Annotated in this window: 17 protein-coding genes; 14 read left to right on the forward strand and 3 right to left on the reverse strand. The window is 69.3% G+C overall.

Annotated features, from left to right (window positions below; translation table 11 throughout):
- The first annotated feature begins 76 nt into the window (after positions 1-76).
- Genes shc through J0695_RS43725 form a run of 8 tightly spaced genes read left to right on the forward strand, consistent with a single transcriptional unit; the run spans position 77 to position 9,008 of the window.
- Positions 77-2,071: a squalene--hopene cyclase gene (gene shc, locus J0695_RS06910; protein ID WP_206960952.1), complete on the forward strand. Its 1,995-nt coding sequence runs from the start codon at positions 77-79 to the stop codon at positions 2,069-2,071.
- Positions 2,068-2,709 carry a phosphorylase family protein gene (locus tag J0695_RS06915; protein ID WP_206960953.1) on the forward strand — a complete coding sequence of 214 codons (642 nt, stop codon included), beginning with the start codon at positions 2,068-2,070 and terminating at the stop codon, positions 2,707-2,709. Before shc ends, J0695_RS06915 begins: the two co-directional genes overlap by 4 nt.
- A 5-nt stretch (positions 2,710-2,714) precedes the next feature.
- A complete protein-coding gene (hpnH, locus tag J0695_RS06920; RefSeq protein ID WP_206960954.1) occupies positions 2,715-3,737 on the forward strand; it encodes an adenosyl-hopene transferase HpnH in 1,023 nt (340 codons plus the stop codon).
- Between the two features lie 4 nt (positions 3,738-3,741).
- Positions 3,742-4,908 (forward strand): flavodoxin-dependent (E)-4-hydroxy-3-methylbut-2-enyl-diphosphate synthase, encoded by a 1,167-nt coding sequence (gene ispG / locus J0695_RS06925; RefSeq protein ID WP_206960955.1) that lies wholly within the window; start codon positions 3,742-3,744, stop codon positions 4,906-4,908.
- Between the two features lie 24 nt (positions 4,909-4,932).
- A complete protein-coding gene (dxs, locus tag J0695_RS06930) occupies positions 4,933-6,807 on the forward strand; it encodes a 1-deoxy-D-xylulose-5-phosphate synthase (RefSeq protein ID WP_206960956.1) in 1,875 nt (624 codons plus the stop codon).
- Positions 6,808-6,812: 5 nt separating this feature from the next.
- The gene (locus J0695_RS06935) at positions 6,813-8,219 is read left to right on the forward strand and encodes an aspartate aminotransferase family protein (RefSeq protein ID WP_206960957.1); all 1,407 of its coding nucleotides are present in this window, start codon (positions 6,813-6,815) and stop codon (positions 8,217-8,219) included.
- A gap of 60 nt (positions 8,220-8,279) precedes the next feature.
- Positions 8,280-8,846 carry a helix-turn-helix domain-containing protein gene (locus J0695_RS06940; protein WP_206960958.1) on the forward strand — a complete coding sequence of 189 codons (567 nt, stop codon included), beginning with the start codon at positions 8,280-8,282 and terminating at the stop codon, positions 8,844-8,846.
- A gap of 33 nt (positions 8,847-8,879) precedes the next feature.
- Positions 8,880-9,008: a DUF6126 family protein gene (locus J0695_RS43725; RefSeq protein ID WP_242552312.1), complete on the forward strand. Its 129-nt coding sequence runs from the start codon at positions 8,880-8,882 to the stop codon at positions 9,006-9,008.
- On the opposite strand, the gene J0695_RS06945 is transcribed toward J0695_RS43725, so the two are convergent.
- Positions 8,986-9,807 carry a tyrosine-protein phosphatase gene (locus J0695_RS06945; protein ID WP_206960959.1) on the reverse strand — a complete coding sequence of 274 codons (822 nt, stop codon included), beginning with the start codon at positions 9,805-9,807 and terminating at the stop codon, positions 8,986-8,988. The genes J0695_RS43725 and J0695_RS06945 overlap by 23 nt on opposite strands.
- A 165-nt stretch (positions 9,808-9,972) precedes the next feature.
- On the opposite strand from J0695_RS06945, the gene J0695_RS06950 reads away from it, so the two are divergent.
- The 5 genes from J0695_RS06950 (at position 9,973) to J0695_RS06965 (ending at position 14,807) form a co-directional block, all read left to right on the forward strand.
- A complete protein-coding gene (locus J0695_RS06950) occupies positions 9,973-12,063 on the forward strand; it encodes an alpha-galactosidase (RefSeq protein ID WP_206960960.1) in 2,091 nt (696 codons plus the stop codon).
- A gap of 38 nt (positions 12,064-12,101) precedes the next feature.
- A complete protein-coding gene (locus tag J0695_RS45105; RefSeq protein WP_277989949.1) occupies positions 12,102-12,224 on the forward strand; it encodes a hypothetical protein in 123 nt (40 codons plus the stop codon).
- Positions 12,225-12,297: 73 nt separating this feature from the next.
- Positions 12,298-13,149 carry a patatin-like phospholipase family protein gene (locus tag J0695_RS06955; protein WP_206960961.1) on the forward strand — a complete coding sequence of 284 codons (852 nt, stop codon included), beginning with the start codon at positions 12,298-12,300 and terminating at the stop codon, positions 13,147-13,149.
- A 56-nt stretch (positions 13,150-13,205) separates the two neighbouring features.
- The gene (locus J0695_RS06960; protein ID WP_206960962.1) at positions 13,206-13,937 is read left to right on the forward strand and encodes a DUF6250 domain-containing protein; all 732 of its coding nucleotides are present in this window, start codon (positions 13,206-13,208) and stop codon (positions 13,935-13,937) included.
- A 78-nt stretch (positions 13,938-14,015) separates the two neighbouring features.
- Positions 14,016-14,807: an SGNH/GDSL hydrolase family protein gene (locus J0695_RS06965; protein ID WP_206960963.1), complete on the forward strand. Its 792-nt coding sequence runs from the start codon at positions 14,016-14,018 to the stop codon at positions 14,805-14,807.
- Between the two features lie 13 nt (positions 14,808-14,820).
- Here the strand turns inward: J0695_RS06965 and J0695_RS06970 are convergent, their stop codons facing one another.
- On the reverse strand, positions 14,821-15,744 hold the full coding sequence (locus J0695_RS06970) for a carbohydrate kinase family protein (protein ID WP_307798466.1): 924 nt from the start codon (positions 15,742-15,744) through the stop codon (positions 14,821-14,823).
- A 94-nt stretch (positions 15,745-15,838) separates the two neighbouring features.
- On the opposite strand from J0695_RS06970, the gene J0695_RS06975 reads away from it, so the two are divergent.
- The gene (locus tag J0695_RS06975; protein ID WP_206960964.1) at positions 15,839-16,591 is read left to right on the forward strand and encodes an SIMPL domain-containing protein; all 753 of its coding nucleotides are present in this window, start codon (positions 15,839-15,841) and stop codon (positions 16,589-16,591) included.
- A 12-nt stretch (positions 16,592-16,603) separates the two neighbouring features.
- Here J0695_RS06975 and J0695_RS06980 read toward each other — a convergent pair.
- A partial coding sequence (locus tag J0695_RS06980; protein WP_206960965.1) for a TetR/AcrR family transcriptional regulator occupies positions 16,604-17,176 on the reverse strand: 573 nt, incomplete at its 5' end.

Below are 17,176 nucleotides of genomic sequence, written 5' to 3' on the forward strand. Positions count from 1 at the left end.
GCCGGCGCCCCCTTCAGGACGTCGGCCGACGGAGACCCCAGCACAGCAGAAGAACCACTGCACGTAAGGGGAAGCCATGACAGCGACGACCGACGGAAGCACCGGGGCCATGGAGCCCCGCGCAGCCGCGGCCAGCGAAACAACCGAATCAACTCCCGCCGCGGACGAGGTGCTCGAGGCCGCGGAACGGGCCGCGGCTCGCTCGGTCGACTATCTCCTGGGTACGCAGGACGCCGAGGGCTGGTGGAAGGGCGACCTGGAGACCAACGTCACCATGGACGCCGAGGACCTGCTGCTCAGGCAGTTTCTCGGGATCCAGGACGAGAGGACCGTCCAGGCCGCCGGACTGTTCATCCGCGGCGAGCAGCGCGACGACGGCACCTGGGCCACGTTCCACGAGGGCCCCGGTGAACTCTCCACCACCATCGAGGCGTACGTCGCCCTGCGGCTGGCAGGGGACGCCCCCGACGATCCGCACATGGCGCGTGCTTCCGCCTGGATCCGCCGGCACGGCGGGATCGCGGCCAGCCGGGTCTTCACCCGGATCTGGCTCGCGCTCTTCGGCTGGTGGAAGTGGGACGATCTCCCCGAAATGCCACCGGAGATCATCTTCCTGCCGAAGTGGCTTCCGCTCAACATCTACGACTTCGGCTGCTGGGCACGCCAGACCATCGTGCCGCTGACCGTGGTGTCGGCGAAGCGTCCGGTGCGTCCGGCTCCCTTCGCGCTCGACGAGCTGCACGCCGATGCGCGCAATCCCAATCCGGCCAAGCGTCTTGCGCCGATGACGAGTTGGGACGGGGTCTTCCAGCGTATCGACAAGGGTCTGCACTTCTACCACCGGGTCGCCCCGCGTGCGGTGCGCAAGGCGTCGATGAACGCGGCCGCGCGCTGGATCATCGAGCGGCAGGAGAACGACGGCTGCTGGGGCGGCATCCAGCCGCCCGCCGTGTACTCGGTAATCGCCTTGCACCTGGTCGGATACGACCTGGACCACCCCGTGATGCGCGCGGGCCTGGAGTCGCTGGACCGTTTCGCCATCTGGCGCGAGGACGGCGCCCGCATGATCGAGGCCTGTCAGTCACCGGTCTGGGACACCTGTCTGGCGACCATCGCACTCGCCGACGCGGGGGTGCGCCCCGATCACCCGGCGCTGGTCAAGGCAGCGGACTGGATGCTGGGCGAGGAGATCTCACGGCCCGGTGACTGGTCGGTACGCAGGCCGGATCTCGCCCCCGGCGGCTGGGCGTTCGAGTTCCACAATGACAACTACCCGGACATCGACGACACCGCCGAGGTGGTCCTCGCACTGCGCCGGGTCCGCCACCCCGAGCCCGCACGGCTGGAAGCGGCCGTCGAACGCGGAGTGCGCTGGAACCTGGGCATGCAGTCCAAGAACGGGGCTTGGGGGGCCTTCGACGCGGACAACACCAGCGCCTTCCCCAACCGGCTGCCGTTCTGCGACTTCGGCGAGGTCATCGACCCTCCGTCGGCCGATGTCACCGCGCACGTCCTGGAGATGCTCGCCGTCGAGGGCAAGGCGCACGATCCGCGCTCCCGGCGCTCCATCGAATGGCTGCTCGCGGAACAGGAGACGAGCGGCGCCTGGTTCGGCCGCTGGGGCGTCAACTACATCTACGGCACGGGGTCGGTGCTGCCCGCGCTGACCGCGGCCGGACTCCCCATGTCGCACCCGGCCATCCGCCGGGCGGTGACCTGGCTGGAATCCGTACAGAACGACGACGGCGGCTGGGGCGAGGACCTTCGCTCGTACCGCGAGGAGAAGTGGATCGGGCACGGCGCGTCGACCGCCTCCCAGACCGCCTGGGCGCTGCTCGCGCTTCTCGCGGCGGGGGAGCGGGAGGGCAAGGCCGTGGAGCGGGGCGTCGCCTGGCTCGCCGAGACACAGCGGGAGGACGGGTCCTGGGACGAGCCGTACTTCACCGGTACCGGTTTCCCCTGGGACTTCTCGATCAACTACAACCTCTACCGCCAGGTCTTCCCGCTCACGGCGCTCGGCCGCTATGTCCACGGGGAGCCCTTCGGCCCCGACCGGCAGGGGGTCCGATGACCGGTCCCCAGGGCAGTACGCCGCTGCTGATCGCCTGCGCGCTGGGCATCGAGAGGCTCGCGCTGCGCGGTGGCAGCCGCGGCGGTGCGCCAGGGCCCTTCGCCGTTCTCCGTACGGGCATGGGGCCCGAGGCCGCCGACTACGCCGTCTCCCGTACTCTCGGCGAGCTCCCCACCAGGGACGCCGCCGTGATCGCCTCCGGGTTCTGCGCCGGGCTCGCGCCCGGCATGCACCCGGGAGACCTGGTGGTCGCCGAGGAGACGAGGGACCCCAGGGGCATCACTCCGTGCGTGGGCACAGAGACGCTGGTCAAGGCGCTCTCCGAGATCCTGCCCGGGCGCGGGATCCACACCGGTCCGCTGACCGGATCAGACCATGTGGTACGCGGCCATGAGCGGGAAGAGTTGCGTGCCACAGGGGCGATCGCCGTGGACATGGAGTCCGCGGCGACGCTATGGAGCGCTGTTCGAACCGGGCCCCGCCCGGTTGCGGCCGTACGAGTGGTCGTGGACGCTCCGGAACATGAACTCGTCCGCATTGGGACGGTTCGCGGGGGAATATCCGCTTTCCGTGTTCTCCGTGCCGTCCTACCGGCTTTCTTTGAATGGCACCGTTCTTTGCTGCTCCCCAGGAGGTGAGCTAGATGGCCATGCCGCTCCGCCAGACCATCAGGGTCGGGACGTATCTCCTTGAACAGAAGATCCGCAAGCGCGAGAAGTTCCCGCTGATCGTCGAGTTGGAACCACTTTTCGCGTGCAATCTCGCGTGCGAGGGCTGCGGGAAGATCCAGCATCCCGCAGGAGTGCTCAAGCAGCGCATGCCGGTCGCGCAGGCAGTGGGGGCGGTGCTGGAATCCGGCGCTCCCATGGTCTCCATCGCCGGCGGCGAACCGCTGATGCACCCTCAGATCGATGAGATCGTGCGCCAGTTGGTGGCGAAGAGGAAGTATGTGTTCCTCTGCACCAACGCGATGCTGCTGCGCAAGAAGATCGAGAAGTTCACGCCGTCGCCGTACTTCGCGTTCGCCGTGCACATCGACGGGCTGCGCGAACGGCACGACGAGTCCGTAGCGAAAGAGGGGGTGTTCGACGAGGCCGTGGAGGCCATCAAGGAGGCCAAGCGCCGAGGCTTCCGGGTCACCACCAACTCCACGTTCTTCAACACCGACACCCCGCAGACGATCATCGAGGTGCTCAACTACCTCAATGACGACCTGCACGTGGACGAGATGATGATCTCGCCCGCGTACGCCTACGAGAAGGCGCCCGACCAGGAGCACTTCCTGGGCGTGGAGCAGACCCGCGAACTCTTCAAGAAGGCGTTCGCGGGCGGCAACAGGAAGAAGTGGCGGCTGAACCACTCGCCGCTCTTCCTGGACTTCCTGGAGGGCAAGGCGGACTTCCCGTGCACCGCGTGGGCGATCCCCAACTACTCCCTCTTCGGATGGCAGCGGCCCTGCTACCTCATGAGCGACGGGTACGTACCCACGTACAAGGAGCTCATCGAGGAGACGGACTGGGACAAGTACGGACGCGGCAAGGACCCGCGCTGTGCCAACTGCATGGCGCACTGCGGTTACGAGCCGACGGCCGTCCTGGCCACGATGGGCTCCCTCAAGGAATCCATCCGCGCCGTACGCGAGACGGTCTCCGGAAACCGCGGGTGACGTCATGTCCACTGGAGTGCCTGTAGCACTGGGCCTCCCCGAGCTGCCGGCCCGGCCGCTCGCGATGCGCCGCACTTCGCGGCGCATCCAGGTCGGGTCGGTGGCCGTCGGCGGGGACGCGCCCGTATCGGTGCAGTCGATGACCACGACGCGTACGTCCGACATCGGGGCGACGCTGCAGCAGATCGCCGAACTGACGGCGTCGGGCTGCCAGATCGTACGGGTGGCGTGTCCGACGCAGGACGACGCGGACGCGCTCGCCACCATCGCGCGCAAATCGCAGATCCCGGTGATCGCGGACATTCACTTCCAGCCGAAGTACGTGTTCGCGGCGATCGACGCCGGGTGTGCGGCGGTGCGGGTGAATCCGGGCAACATCAAGCAGTTCGACGACAAGGTGCGGGAGATCGCGCGGGCCGCGTCGGACGCGGGGACGCCGATCCGGATCGGCGTCAACGCCGGTTCGCTGGACGCCCGTCTGCTGAAGAAGTACGGCAAGGCGACACCCGAGGCGCTGGTGGAGTCCGCGCTCTGGGAAGCCTCGCTCTTCGAGGAGCACGGCTTCCGGGACATCAAGATCTCGGTCAAGCACAACGACCCCGTGGTGATGGTCAACGCCTATCGGCAGCTGGCCGCTGCCTGCGACTACCCGCTGCATCTGGGGGTGACCGAGGCAGGTCCCGCCTTCCAGGGGACCATCAAGTCCGCGGTCGCGTTCGGCGCACTCCTTTCGGAGGGGATCGGCGACACCATCCGGGTCTCGCTGTCCGCGCCGCCCGCCGAAGAGGTCAAGGTCGGCATCCAGATCCTGGAGTCGCTCAATCTGCGGCAACGGCGGCTGGAGATCGTCTCCTGCCCGTCGTGCGGACGGGCCCAGGTCGACGTCTACAAACTCGCCGACGAAGTGAGTGCCGGTCTTGAGGGCATGGAAGTGCCCTTGCGGGTAGCCGTCATGGGATGTGTCGTCAACGGGCCCGGTGAGGCGCGTGAGGCAGATCTGGGGGTCGCGTCGGGCAATGGGAAGGGGCAGATCTTCGTCAAGGGTGAGGTCGTCAAGACCGTACCCGAGTCGAAGATCGTCGAGACCCTCATCGAAGAGGCCATGAAGATCGCAGAAACCATGGAAGACGCGGGAGTGCCCTCGGGCCCTGTCGACGTCACCGTGAGCTGAACAGATCCGAGAGGGGGCCGAGGCGTGACGATCTTGGAAAGCATCCGGGGGCCGCACGATCTCAAGGCACTGTCAGAGACGGAACTCGGCGAACTGGCCGGGGAGATCAGAGAGTTCCTGGTCCATGCCGTGGCCAGGACGGGCGGCCATCTGGGGCCCAACCTGGGGGTGGTCGAGCTCGCCGTAGCCCTGCACAGAGTGTTCGACTCGCCTGCCGACCGGATCCTGTGGGACACCGGGCACCAGAGTTATGTGCACAAACTGCTCACCGGGCGGCAGGACTTCTCGAAGCTCCGCTCCAAGGGCGGCCTCTCCGGCTACCCCTCGCGGGCCGAGTCCGAGCACGATGTCATCGAGAACTCCCACGCCTCCACGGTGCTGGGCTGGGCGGACGGCCTCGCCAAGGCCAACCAGGTGCTGGGGCGCGGCGACCATGTCGTCGCGGTCATCGGCGACGGGGCGCTCACCGGCGGCATGGCCTGGGAGGCGCTCAACAACATCGCGGCCGCCAAGGACCGCCCGCTGATCATCGTCGTCAACGACAACGGGCGCTCCTACGGCCCGACGATCGGGGGCCTCGCCAACCATTTCGCGACGCTCCGCACGACCGACGGCTATGAGCGGGTCCTCGCCTGGGGCAAGGATGTCCTGCAGCACACGCCGGTCATAGGGCAGCCGTTGTACGAGTCCTTGCACGGGGCGAAGAAGGGGTTCAAGGACGCCTTCGCGCCACAGGGGATGTTCGAGGACCTCGGGCTCAAGTACGTCGGGCCGATCGACGGGCACGACGAAGCGGCCGTGGAGTCCGCTCTGACCCGTGCGAAACGGTTCCACGGGCCTGTGCTCGTGCACGTACTGACCGAGAAGGGCCGGGGCTATCCGCCGGCTCTGGAGGACGAGGCCGACCGGTTTCATACCGTCGGTGTGATGGACCCGCTCACCTGCGAGCCCCTCGCCCCGTCCAACGGTCCTTCCTGGACCTCGGTGTTCGGGGACGAGATCGCGGCGATCGGGGCCGAACGGCCGGACGTCGTCGCCATCACGGCTGCGATGCTGCACCCGGTGGGGCTCACCAAATTCGCCGAGCTGTTCCCCGACCGGGTCTGGGACGTGGGCATCGCCGAGCAGCACGCCGCGGTGTCCGCCGCCGGTCTTGCGACAGGCGGGCTGCATCCGGTGGTCGCCGTGTACGCGACCTTCCTCAACCGGGCCTTCGACCAGGTGCTGATGGATGTCGCACTGCACAGGTGCGGGGTGACCTTCGTCCTCGACCGGGCCGGTGTCACGGGTGTCGACGGGGCGTCGCACAACGGCATGTGGGACATGTCCGTCCTGCAGGTCGTGCCGGGGCTGCGGATCGCGGCCCCGCGCGACTCCGACCAACTGCGGGCGCAGCTGCGCGAGGCGGTGGACGTGGACGACGCGCCGACCGTCCTGCGTTTCCCCAAGGAGTCCGTAGGGGCACCGATTCCCGCGATCGACAGGGTCGGCGGGGTCGACGTACTCCATCGGGCCGACGATCCGCAGGTGCTGCTCGTGGCCGTCGGGGTCCTCGCGCCCGTCTGCCTGCAGGCCGCCGAACTGCTCGAAGGGCGGGGGATCGGCTGCACTGTGGTCGACCCTCGCTGGGTCAAGCCCGTCGACCCGGCGCTCGCCCCGCTCGCGGCGGCTCACTCGCTGGTGGCGGTGGTCGAGGACAACAGCCGTACCGGCGGCGTCGGTTCGGCCGTCGGGCAGTCGCTGCGGGACGCCGAGGTCGACGTACCGCTGCGGACCTTCGGCATTCCCGAACAGTTCCTCGCGCACGCCAAGCGGGGAGAAGTGCTGGCCGACATCGGGCTCACGCCCGTGGAGATCGCGGGACGGATCAGCGCCGCCCTGGCCCTTAAGGAGAACTGAGAAGAATGACGGAAGACGCGACCTCGCCCGCAAAGGGTTTCGATCTGGCGACCCTGCTGGCCGAGCGGGGCGGTGAGCGCTACGAGCTGCATGCGCGGTATCTGAACCACCAGCTGCCGCGCATGCTGCACACCATCGGTTTCGACAAGGTCTACGAGCGGGCCGAGGGCGCGTACTTCTGGGATGCCGAGGGCAAGGACTACCTCGACATGCTCGCCGGTTTCGGCGTGATGGGGATCGGCCGGCACCATCCGGTCGTCCGCAAAGCACTGCACGACGTGCTGGACGCCTCGCTCGCCGACCTGACGCGGTTCGACTGCCAGCCGCTGCCGGGCCTGCTGGCGGAGCGGCTGCTCCAGCACTCGCCGCACCTGGACCGGGTGTTCTTCGGGAACAGCGGTACGGAAGCGGTCGAGACCGCGCTGAAGTTCGCCCGGTACGCGACGGGGAAGCCCAGGATCCTCTACTGCACGCACGCCTTCCACGGGCTGACCACCGGGGCGCTCTCGGTGAACGGCGAGGCGGGGTTCAGGGACGGCTTCGCGCCGCTGCTGCCGGACACCGCGATCGAGATGGGTGATCTCGCCGCGCTGGAGCGGGAGTTGAAGCGCGGTGATGTGGCGGGCTTCGTCGTCGAGCCGATCCAGGGCAAGGGGGTGCACGAGACGCCGCCCGGATTCCTGCGCGCGGCGCAGGAGTTGCTGCACCGGCACAAGGCGCTGCTGATCGCCGACGAGGTGCAGACCGGCCTCGGGCGGACCGGGGACTTCTACGCGTACCAGCACGAGGAGGGCGTCGAGCCGGACCTGGTCTGTGTGGCCAAGGCGCTGTCGGGCGGGTATGTGCCCGTCGGTGCGACGCTCGGAAAGGACTGGATCTTCAAGAAGGTCTACTCCTCGATGGACCGGGTGCTGGTGCACTCCGCCAGCTTCGGGTCCAACGCGCAGGCCATGGCGGCCGGACTCGCGGTCCTTTCGGTGATGGAGGACGAGGAGGTCGTGGCGAACGCCCGGGCCACCGGGGAACTGCTCCAGGCGCGGCTCGCCGCGCTCGTCCCGCGCTACGAGCTGCTGCACGACGTTCGCGGCCGGGGCCTGATGATCGGCATCGAGTTCGGCCGGCCCTCCTCGCTGAAGCTGCGCAGCCGGTGGACCATGCTGCAGGCCGCCCGAAAGGGGCTGTTCGCGCAGATGGTCGTCGTACCTCTGCTGCAGAAGCACCGGATCCTGACCCAGGTGTCGGGTGACCACCTGGAAGTGATCAAGCTGATTCCGCCGCTGACGATCGGCGAGAAGGAGGTCGACCGCTTCGTGGAGGCCTTCACTGCCGTGATGGAGGACGCGCACGGCGGGGGCGGGCTGATGTGGGACTTCGGCAGGACGCTGGTGAAGCAGGCCGTCGCCAACCGGTGAGTTTTTGCCTCAGAGGCAAGAAATTTGCCTCTGAGGCACAGATCTGGCGTCATGGAGTACATGAGCACTCCTGCCGACGAGCTCCCCGATGTGGCACCCCGGCTCCGCGAACTGCGCCGCCGTGGCCGTATCACCCTGGAAACCGCCGCCCGCCGGGCCGGCCTCTCCGCAGCTCATCTTTCCCGGCTGGAGACCGGCGCCCGTCAGCCTTCGCTGCCGATGCTGCTCTCGCTCGCCCGCATCTACGGTACGACAGTGTCCGAGCTCCTCGGCGAGATGCCGCCGGAGCGGGACCCGATCATCCGCTCCGGACGTGAGGAACCCGTTGTCGCCGACGGGTGGACCTACCACCGGACCGGTGGCTCGGGGCGGGCGCTCCAGGCGCTGCGCCTGGAGGTGCCGTACGGGGCACAGGGCGATCTCGTCCGGGTCCATCCCGGCGAGGAGTGGCTGTACGTACTCGAAGGACGGCTGCGGCTGAGCCTCGGCGATGCCGTGCACGAGCTGGAGCCGGGGGACAGCGCGCACTTCGACTCGCTGACCCCGCACCGGATCGCCGCCGTCACCCGCGAAGGGGTCGGGCTGCTCTTCGTACACACCCTGCTGCAGTCCCCTGATCTGCACTGATCTGCACTGATCCGCAACGAGAGGCGTGCGCCCATGTCGACCATGAACGAGGAGAAGAAGTTCCCGCGGGGACTCGTCATCCGGCTCTTCGCCTATCTGGTGGCGGGCCACCTCTTCGCCGCTTTCGTCTATCTGCTCTTCACACTCGGCGGTCAGCGGTGAGCAGCCGCTCGCGCAGCCGCTCACGCGTCTCGTCCGTCACCTTGAGACCCTCCGAGAGGTAGCGGTCGGTGGTGCCCCAGACCTCCTCGATGGTGGTGAAGGCGTTCGCGAGATAGTCGGCGCGCGCTTCGAAGAGGGGGCTGAGCAGCGCCATGATCTCGGGGGACATCGCGGCGGGGGAGTTGTCGCCGCGCTTGATCTTGTAGCGGCGGTGCGGGTCGTTCGACTTGAGGTAGTCGGCCTCGATGGCGTCGCGCTCGACGCCGACCGCCAGGAGCGAGACGGCGATCGAGAGGCCCGCGCGGTCCTTGCCCGCCGCACAGTGCATCAGAGCAGGGACGCTGTCGTCGGCCAGGGCGTGCAGGACGCGGCTGTGCTCGGCGGTGCGCTTCTTGATCATTGAGCGGTACGAGGCCGCCATCCGGTCAGCGGCCTTGCCGTCGGAGAGTATGGAGCGCAGCTGGTCGAGGTTGCCGTCGCGGACCATCGTCCAGAACTCGGCGCCGTCGGCCGGGTCGGTCAGGGGGATGTTCACATTGCGCACCCCGGGCAGCTCGACGTCCGCACCCTCCAGGGAGTGGTCGGCGGCGTTGCGGAAGTCGAAGATCGTGTGCAGGCCCAGGGTGGAGAGGAACGCGGCGTCGGCCTCGGTGGCGTGCGCGAGATGGCCGCTGCGGAAGAGCTTTCCATACCGCACCTGCCGGCCGTCCGCTGTCGGCAGACCGCCCACATCACGGAAGTTGCGCACTCCGGCCAGCTCGGGCTCTGTCGACGGAATCTGCGGCAACTGCTGTGTCACGGGGGCTCCTCGGTGTGTGTGGCGTCCTTGCCGTCTGACCTTGGCTTTTCGACGATACGACATGGCTTCTCGGGGCAGTTGTCCCGGCTGCCTCTGACAGAGGCGTTGCCCTTCTGGCGTCCGGCCACCCATGATGTTCGCACCTGTGCGGATCTGGGGGTCTGGATGATTGAGTTCGGTGGCAACGGTCGTACCTGGGTGCTCTCCGGGACCGGAGTCAGCTATGCACTGCATCTGACGGAACACGACGAGCTGCTGCATCTGCACTGGGGGCCACGGATCTCCCCCGCCGACGCCGAGGCCCTCGCCGCCGAACCGCCGCCCCGGGCCTCGGGGTTCGAGTCGCCGCTCGACGGGCGCGAGGAGTATCCGGTCGAGGGCGGGCGTCGGTTCGTACGGCCCGCACTCTCGGTACGTACCCGGGAAGTGCGCGGCACCGAGTGGCGGTTCGTGGACTCCGCGGTCGACGGGGACGAACTGCGGCTGCGGTTCGTTGACTCGGCGCACGGACTCGGGGTCACCCTGCACTACCGGGTGCGGGACGGCTTCGACGTGATCGAGCGCTGGGTCACGGTGGCACACGAGGGCGACGGCGAGGCGCTGGAAGTCCTGCGGGCGGACGGCGCCACCTGGACGCTGCCGGTGCGCGACCAGTGGCGGCTGAGCCAGCTGCACGGCCGGTGGGCGGCCGAGAGCCGGCTCGTACGGTCGGATCTGACGTACGGCGAGAAGGTGCTGTCGAGCCGGCGCGGGCACACCGGGCACCAGCATCTGCCCTGGGTCGCGCTCGACGCGGAAGGGGCGACCGAGGATCACGGGCAGGTCTACGGATGCGCACTGGCCTGGTCCGGGTCGTGGCGGATCGCCGTACAGCAGCTGCCGGACGGCGCGGTGCAGATCAACGGCGGTGCCGGGTACGACGAATCGGGACTGGTGCGGCTCACGCCGGGGGAGTCGTACACCTCGCCCGTGTTCGCCGGGCTGTGGAGCGACGGAGGCTTCGGCGGGGCGAGCCGGGCGTGGCACGCCTGGCAGCTGGCGCAGGTGATTCCCGACGCGGCCGAGGTGCGTCCTGTCCTCTACAACTCCTGGGAGGCCACCACCTTCGACATCTCCGAGCAGCAGCAGCGGGTGCTCGCGCGGCGGGCCGCGGAGATGGGCGTGGAGCTGTTCGTCGTCGACGACGCCTGGTTCGGGCAGCGGGTCAGCGACCGGGCAGGGCTTGGCGACTGGACGCCCAACCCTGACCGCTTCCCCGGTGGGCTGAAGCCCCTCGCGGACGAAGTCCACTCCCTGGGCATGCAGTTCGGGATCTGGGTCGAGCCGGAGATGGTCAACCCCGACAGCGATCTCTACCGGGCGCACCCGGACTGGGTGCAGCATCACCCCGGGCGGCGGCGGACGGAGTTCCGCAATCAGCTGGTGCTCAATCTCGCGCGCGAGGATGTACGGGAATACCTGTGGGAGCAGCTGCACGCGCTGCTCTCCTCGGCGCCCATCGACTATGTGAAGTGGGACTTCAACCGCTGCTTCACCGATGCCGGATGGCCGGGCGAGGACTATCCGCAGAAGCTGTGGGTCCAGCATGTGGAGGGGCTCTACGCACTCCTGGACCGGCTGCGCGCCGCGCACCCCAAGGTGGCCTTCGAGTCCTGCTCAGGTGGCGGCGGCCGGGTCGACCTCGGGATCCTCTCCCGTACGGACCAGGTGTGGACCTCCGACAACACCGATCCGCTCGACCGGCTCGCCATCCAGGACGGCTTCAGCCAGATTCATCCGGCGCGGGTGATGGCGGCCTGGGTCACCGACAGTCCCAATGCGCAGCTCAACGGCCGGACCAGTTCGCTCCGCTTCCGGTTCGTGAGCGCGATGGCCGGAGTGCTCGGGGTCGGCGGCGACCTCACCGAGTGGAGCGAGGACGAGCTCACCGAGGCGCGCGGCTGGGTGGACCTCTACAAGAAGATCAGGCCCGTGGTGCAGGGCGGGGAGCTCTACCGGCTGCGGGCACCCGAGGGCGGACTGAGCGCCGTTCAGTACGTACGGGACGAGACCGTCGTCGTGCTGGCATGGCTGCAGGCGCAGCACTACGGAGAAGAGCCACCGGCCGTACGGCTCAAGGGAATCGACCCGTCGGCCGCCTACGAATGCCTGGACACCGGGGCCGTCCACCGTGGATCCGTACTGCTCCACCGAGGGCTGCGGACGGGCCTGCGCGGAGACCTGGACGCCGCGGTCTTCCGGCTGCGGCGCATCTGACGCAACCCGGCCATGAACGCTCCGCTCCGGTGGGGCGGATGAGTCACGACGGCAGCGCGGGGGCCGCCACGGCCGGTGGGTCCGTGGCGGCCCCCGCGCTGCCGTCTGCGGACGAGCGGCTTGTCGTACGCCGGTGCAAACAGCCGGACCAGATCGAGTAAGAGGCCCGAATCTGGCGTATCCGCCGCCGCCGACCGCCGAGTAGCGTCGCAGCCTCACAGGGGGGAGGGCGCCATGGCGGGGAAGCGTGCAGCGGTCTACTGGCCGGCCGGGATCCGGCTGGTCAACGGCACCACAGGACTCCTCGCGCTCAAGGTCTTCATCGGCCGAATCGACCCGGAATCGCCGCCCAACCCGGCCGCCGTGTACGCCTTCCGGATGTTCGGGATGCGCACCGTCCTGCTCGGTCTCGGACTGCTCACCAGCCACGGTGACCGCCTGGAGCAGGAGCTGCGCGCGGCGGTCCTGATCCACGCCAGCGACACCCTGACCGCCGGGGTCCTCGCGGAGGCGGTGCGCTGCTCGCTGTCGATCCCCTTCTATTTCCGTCCCTGTACGCTCACCGACCCCGTCACCAAGGAGTCGTCGGTGATCGTCGACGGCGGGGTGCTGTCCAACTTCGCGGTGGAGATCTTCGACCGCAAGGACGGCAAGGAATCGCGCTGGCCGACCTTCGGCGTACAGATCCTGCCCGATCTCCCGGCGGGGAACGCGGAGTTGTTCCCCGCGCTGGTCGGCCGCGACCAGACGCACCTGGAACAGCCCGGCGTACGGGACAGGACGATGACCGTCGACTGTTCAGGGGTGGGCATCACGGACTTCAGCCTGGGGGAGGAGCAGCGGGAGACCGTGGTGGCCGAGGGGCTCCGTGAGTCGGGGCGGTTCGCCAGGACGAGCCGCCCCGTGACGGCCCGGCCCTCGTCGCCGGTCCCGGACCCTGACGGTGGCCGACGCGCACAACCTGATGATTATGCGCCCGTTGCGCACGCATGGCCTCTTCCGCGCGCCGGGGCAACGCGGCTTTGTGTGGGGGGTGTTGCGTTCGTGTGGCACCGCGTCGAAGCGCATCGACAGGCAGTGCGGTGAGCGCCAGAGTGGACGGCGGAACACGTTGTCCCTCACCGCACAGGAGCCTCCACCGCATGACGACTTCTCGCAGGGCCTTCGGGGTCATGGCCGCCGGGGCCGCGCTCACCGCCGCGCTTCCCGGGGCGGCGAGCGCCGCTTCGCGTCATCGCCGCGGGCGGCCCTTCGCCCATGACGACTTCCGCCACGGCCTCGGCGCATGGGCCGTTGAGCTGGAGAGCGGCGGCAGTGTCACCGCGGCGCGCGGAGTCCTCGACATCGATGTGCCGGGCGGTGCGACGGTCTGGTTCAAGGAGCGGCTGCGCGGTCCTTACATCATCGAGTACACCGCCACCGCGGTCTCCGCGGGCGGTGCCAACGACCGGGTCTCCGACCTGAACAACTTCTGGAACGCCACCGACGTCCGCTCGCCGCACGACCTCTTCGCCACCACGCGGGGCGGGACGCTCGCCGAGTACGACTACCTCACGACCTATTACGTCGGCTACGGCGCCAACGGCAACACCACCACCAGGCTGCGCCGTTACGTCGGCGAGGCGGGCGTCAGGCCGTTGGTCTTCGACCGCACCCGGCCGTTGCTGACACCCGATGAGCCCCAGCGCGTGCGGATCGTCTCGGCGGGGCGGAAGGACCAGTGGTGGCGCGACGGAGAGCTGGTCTTCGACTACGACGACCCGGCGCCGTACCGGAACGGGTACTTCGCATTCCGCACGGTGACCAGCCATTTCAAGATCACCGACTTCGTGGTGAGCCGGCCTTCCACTTATTCCGGCTTTACCCAAAACTGACTCGGTGGTTTAGATCACCCCACGTCAACCCCTTATACGGTCGCGTAGGTCACACCACGAGATGCAGGATGAGTCTTTGTGGCAGACGATTCGAGATTCAAGAAGAGTGACCTTATCGGCTCGTACGCGGCAATCGGGGACAGCTTCACCGAGGGAGTCGGCGACCCCGGCCCCGACGGGACTTTTGTGGGCTGGGCCGACCGGCTCGCCGTGCTCCTCGACGACCGCGTACCCGAACACACCTTCCGGTACGCCAACCTGGCCGTGCGCGGCAGGCTCCTCGGCCAGATCATCGAGGAGCAGGTTCCGCGCGCAAAGGAGCTCGCCCCCGACCTGGTGAGCTTCAGCGCGGGGGGGAACGACATCATCCGGCCGGGCGCCGACCCGGACGACGCGGCCGAGCGCTTCGAGCAGGCCCTCATCGACCTGCTCGGATCGGTCCCCACCGTCATGGTGACCACCGGGTTCGACACCCGCGGTGTCCCGGTGCTGCGCCATCTGCGCGGCAAGATCGCCACGTACAACGAGCATGTCCGGGTCATCGCCGCGCGGTACGACTGCCCGGTGCTCGACCTCTGGTCGCTCAAGACCATCCAGGACCGGCGTGCCTGGGACGCCGACCGGCTGCACCTCTCGCCGGAGGGGCACACCCGTGTCGCGCTGCGCGCCGCCCAGGTCCTCGGCCTGGACGTGCCCGCCGACCCGGACCAGCCCTGGCCGCCGGAGCCGCCGCGCGGATCCGCCGAGGTGCGGCGCGACAATCTGCACTGGGCGCGCGAACACCTCGTTCCGTGGATCGGGCGGCGGCTGCGGGGCGAGAGTTCCGGGGACCATGTCGAGGCGAAGCGCCCGGACCTGCTGCCTCTGTGAGTCGCCGGGGGGTCTACGAACCGCTGCCCAGGACCTGACCGGTGAGGAGTTCCGTCGCGCCGATCAGGGCGGTGGAGCCCGGGGCCGTGCAGGCGTAGGCGCCCGACATGGCGCCCAGGCGGGCGCACTCCAGCGGGTCCCGGCCGGCCAGCCTGCCGTACAGGAAGCCGCTGACGTACGCGTCGCCCGCGCCGTTGGAGTCCACCACGGGGGCGGGCGGGACGGTCGCGGGGACATGGACCGGGTCCGGGCCGCCCTCGCGGGTGAGGATGTACGAGCCGTCCGCGCCGGCCGTCGCGACGACGACCCCGGCGCGGCCCTCGCGGAGGATTTCGGCCATCACCGCCCCGGTGCGGTCGCCCGCTCCCGCCGCGCTGAAGAAGACGACGTCGGAGCGGAGCGCGAACTCCCTGTGGTGGTCGGCCAGTCCGTCCCAGTCGTGCAGATCCGTGGAGGAGGGGACGCCGAGTGCCTCGATGTCGTCGTACAGATGGCGCGCGAAATCCATGACGGAGAGATGGACATGGCGGGCGCGGCGCAGCAGCGGGAGGTAGTGGTCCCTGGGCATGCGGAGTCCCGCCGGGTCGCGGCTGTCGTAGAACGACATCCGGCGGCCTGAGGCGTCCACCAGGTTCACCGCGCGCCGGGTGCCCGCTGGGGAGATCAGCGGGGCGAACTCCACGTCCCCCTTGGCCAGTCGTTCGCGTACCTGGGAGCCGATCCAGTCGTCGCCGATGTAGTCGAGCAGGGCGGACCGCAGGCCGAGCGCCCGCGTGCCCAGCGCCACATTGCCGCCGGTGTGGCCCGGCCACTCCTCGATCGGGCCGACGTGGACCGAGTCGACGAGCGGCACGGGCAGCGAGCCGACGCGGACGATGGTGTCCACTCCGCTGCCGCCGACCACCAAGACGTCGTACTCCGTGTGCTGTTGAGCCACGATTCCACCTCTCTGTACCCGCCGTGTCCCAGTATCCCTGGCCGACGGAAGTGATGGGATGTGCCCGACCCTCTTCCGGAAGGACACACTCCAGATGTCTGTACGCACTTCGTCGGCCGTGGCCACGTCGATCGCCGCCGCCCTGCTCGCCGGCGGGCTCCTGACCGCCGGCGCCTCCCCGGCGGCGGCCGTCACCCGCGTCGCCCCCGCCGCGGATCCGGCGCCCGCCACCGTCACCGTGACCGGGGAGGGCGCCGCTTCGGCGACCCCCGACATGGCCGTCCTCGGCGCCGGGGTGGAGGCCACGAAGCCCACGGCCAAGGAGGCCCTGGCCGCGCAGTCCGCGGCCGCCGCCAAGCTGCTCGCCGCGCTGCGGAAGCAGGGGGTGGCCGAGCGGGACGTACAGACCGAGGGGCTCTCGCTGAGCGCCGTCTATCAGCAGGACCAGGCCGGTGGCCCGGCCAAGCAGACCGGCTACCTGGCGGGGCAGAGCTTCTCCGTCACGATCCGCGACATCGGCAAGGTCGGCGCGGTCGTCCAGGCGGCGGCGGACGCGACGGGTGACGCGGGCCGGATCACCGGGGTGTCCTTCGACGTGGCCGATCCGGGCGCACTGCAGACCGTCGCGCGCAAGGCAGCCGTACGCGATGCCCATGACAAGGCCGCTCAGCACGCGGAGCTCGCGGGACGCAAGCTCGGCAGGCTGGTGTCCCTGACGGAGGGGGAGAGCGGGAGGTCGCGTCCGGCGGCCATGCCCGCCGCCGCGTTCGACAAGGAGAGCGTGCCCGTCGCGCCCGGTCAGGTCGAGGACCGCATCACGGTCACGGCCGTGTACGAGCTGGACTGACCGGCCGGGGTCTCAGCGTGTCGCGTCCGCCAACTCGGCGCGCTCCAGGCCCAGTTCGCGGGCGAGTGCCTCGTCAGTCCACTCCAGCATGGTGGCCTTGGTGAGGGTGCCCGCGTACGACGTCATCTGTACGGCGAGCCCGTCGAGCAGCGCTGTCAGCCGCCAGGCCGCGGCCGACGGGTCCTCGCACGTGAACTCGCCCGCGGCCGAGCCCTCGGCGATCACCTCGGTCAGCGCGGCCTTCCACTGCTGGTCGAGCTCGCGGGTCACGGCGCGCAGTGCCGGCTCGCGGAGTGAGGCGGCCCAGCCCTCGATCCACAGCCGCCAGCCCTTGGCCTGTCCGGTCGGTGCGTACCAGCGGACGGCGGTGCGCAGCCTGCGGACCGCGCTCGTCCGGCGGCCGAGAAGCTTGCGCAGATGGGCGAGGTCGCCCTCGGCCGCGTAGGTGAAGGCCGCGGCGACGAGGTTCTCCTTGGTGGAGTAGTGGTACAGCACCAGCGCATTGCTGACGCCCAGTGCGGAGGCGATGTCGGCGATACGTACCGCCGCAACGCCCCGGGACTGGATCTGTTCGACGGCGGCGCG

Origin of the sequence: Streptomyces beijiangensis (assembly GCF_017315755.1) — a bacterium.
In the GTDB taxonomy this organism is placed as follows: Bacteria; Actinomycetota; Actinomycetes; order Streptomycetales; family Streptomycetaceae; genus Streptomyces; species Streptomyces beijiangensis.

What these genes read in the sequence shown, in the direction of transcription:
- shc (WP_206960952.1), top strand. Translation starts at nt 77, where the DNA reads ATGACAGCGACGACCGACGGAAGCACCGGGGCCATGGAGCCCCGCGCA.
- J0695_RS06915 (WP_206960953.1), top strand. Translation starts at nt 2,068, where the DNA reads ATGACCGGTCCCCAGGGCAGTACGCCGCTGCTGATCGCCTGCGCGCTG.
- hpnH (WP_206960954.1), top strand. Translation starts at nt 2,715, where the DNA reads ATGGCCATGCCGCTCCGCCAGACCATCAGGGTCGGGACGTATCTCCTT.
- ispG (WP_206960955.1), top strand. Translation starts at nt 3,742, where the DNA reads ATGTCCACTGGAGTGCCTGTAGCACTGGGCCTCCCCGAGCTGCCGGCC.
- J0695_RS06935 (WP_206960957.1), top strand. Translation starts at nt 6,813, where the DNA reads ATGACGGAAGACGCGACCTCGCCCGCAAAGGGTTTCGATCTGGCGACC.
- J0695_RS06940 (WP_206960958.1), top strand. Translation starts at nt 8,280, where the DNA reads ATGAGCACTCCTGCCGACGAGCTCCCCGATGTGGCACCCCGGCTCCGC.
- J0695_RS43725 (WP_242552312.1), top strand. Translation starts at nt 8,880, where the DNA reads ATGTCGACCATGAACGAGGAGAAGAAGTTCCCGCGGGGACTCGTCATC.
- J0695_RS06950 (WP_206960960.1), top strand. Translation starts at nt 9,973, where the DNA reads ATGATTGAGTTCGGTGGCAACGGTCGTACCTGGGTGCTCTCCGGGACC.
- J0695_RS45105 (WP_277989949.1), top strand. Translation starts at nt 12,102, where the DNA reads ATGAGTCACGACGGCAGCGCGGGGGCCGCCACGGCCGGTGGGTCCGTG.
- J0695_RS06955 (WP_206960961.1), top strand. Translation starts at nt 12,298, where the DNA reads ATGGCGGGGAAGCGTGCAGCGGTCTACTGGCCGGCCGGGATCCGGCTG.
- J0695_RS06960 (WP_206960962.1), top strand. Translation starts at nt 13,206, where the DNA reads ATGACGACTTCTCGCAGGGCCTTCGGGGTCATGGCCGCCGGGGCCGCG.
- J0695_RS06975 (WP_206960964.1), top strand. Translation starts at nt 15,839, where the DNA reads ATGTCTGTACGCACTTCGTCGGCCGTGGCCACGTCGATCGCCGCCGCC.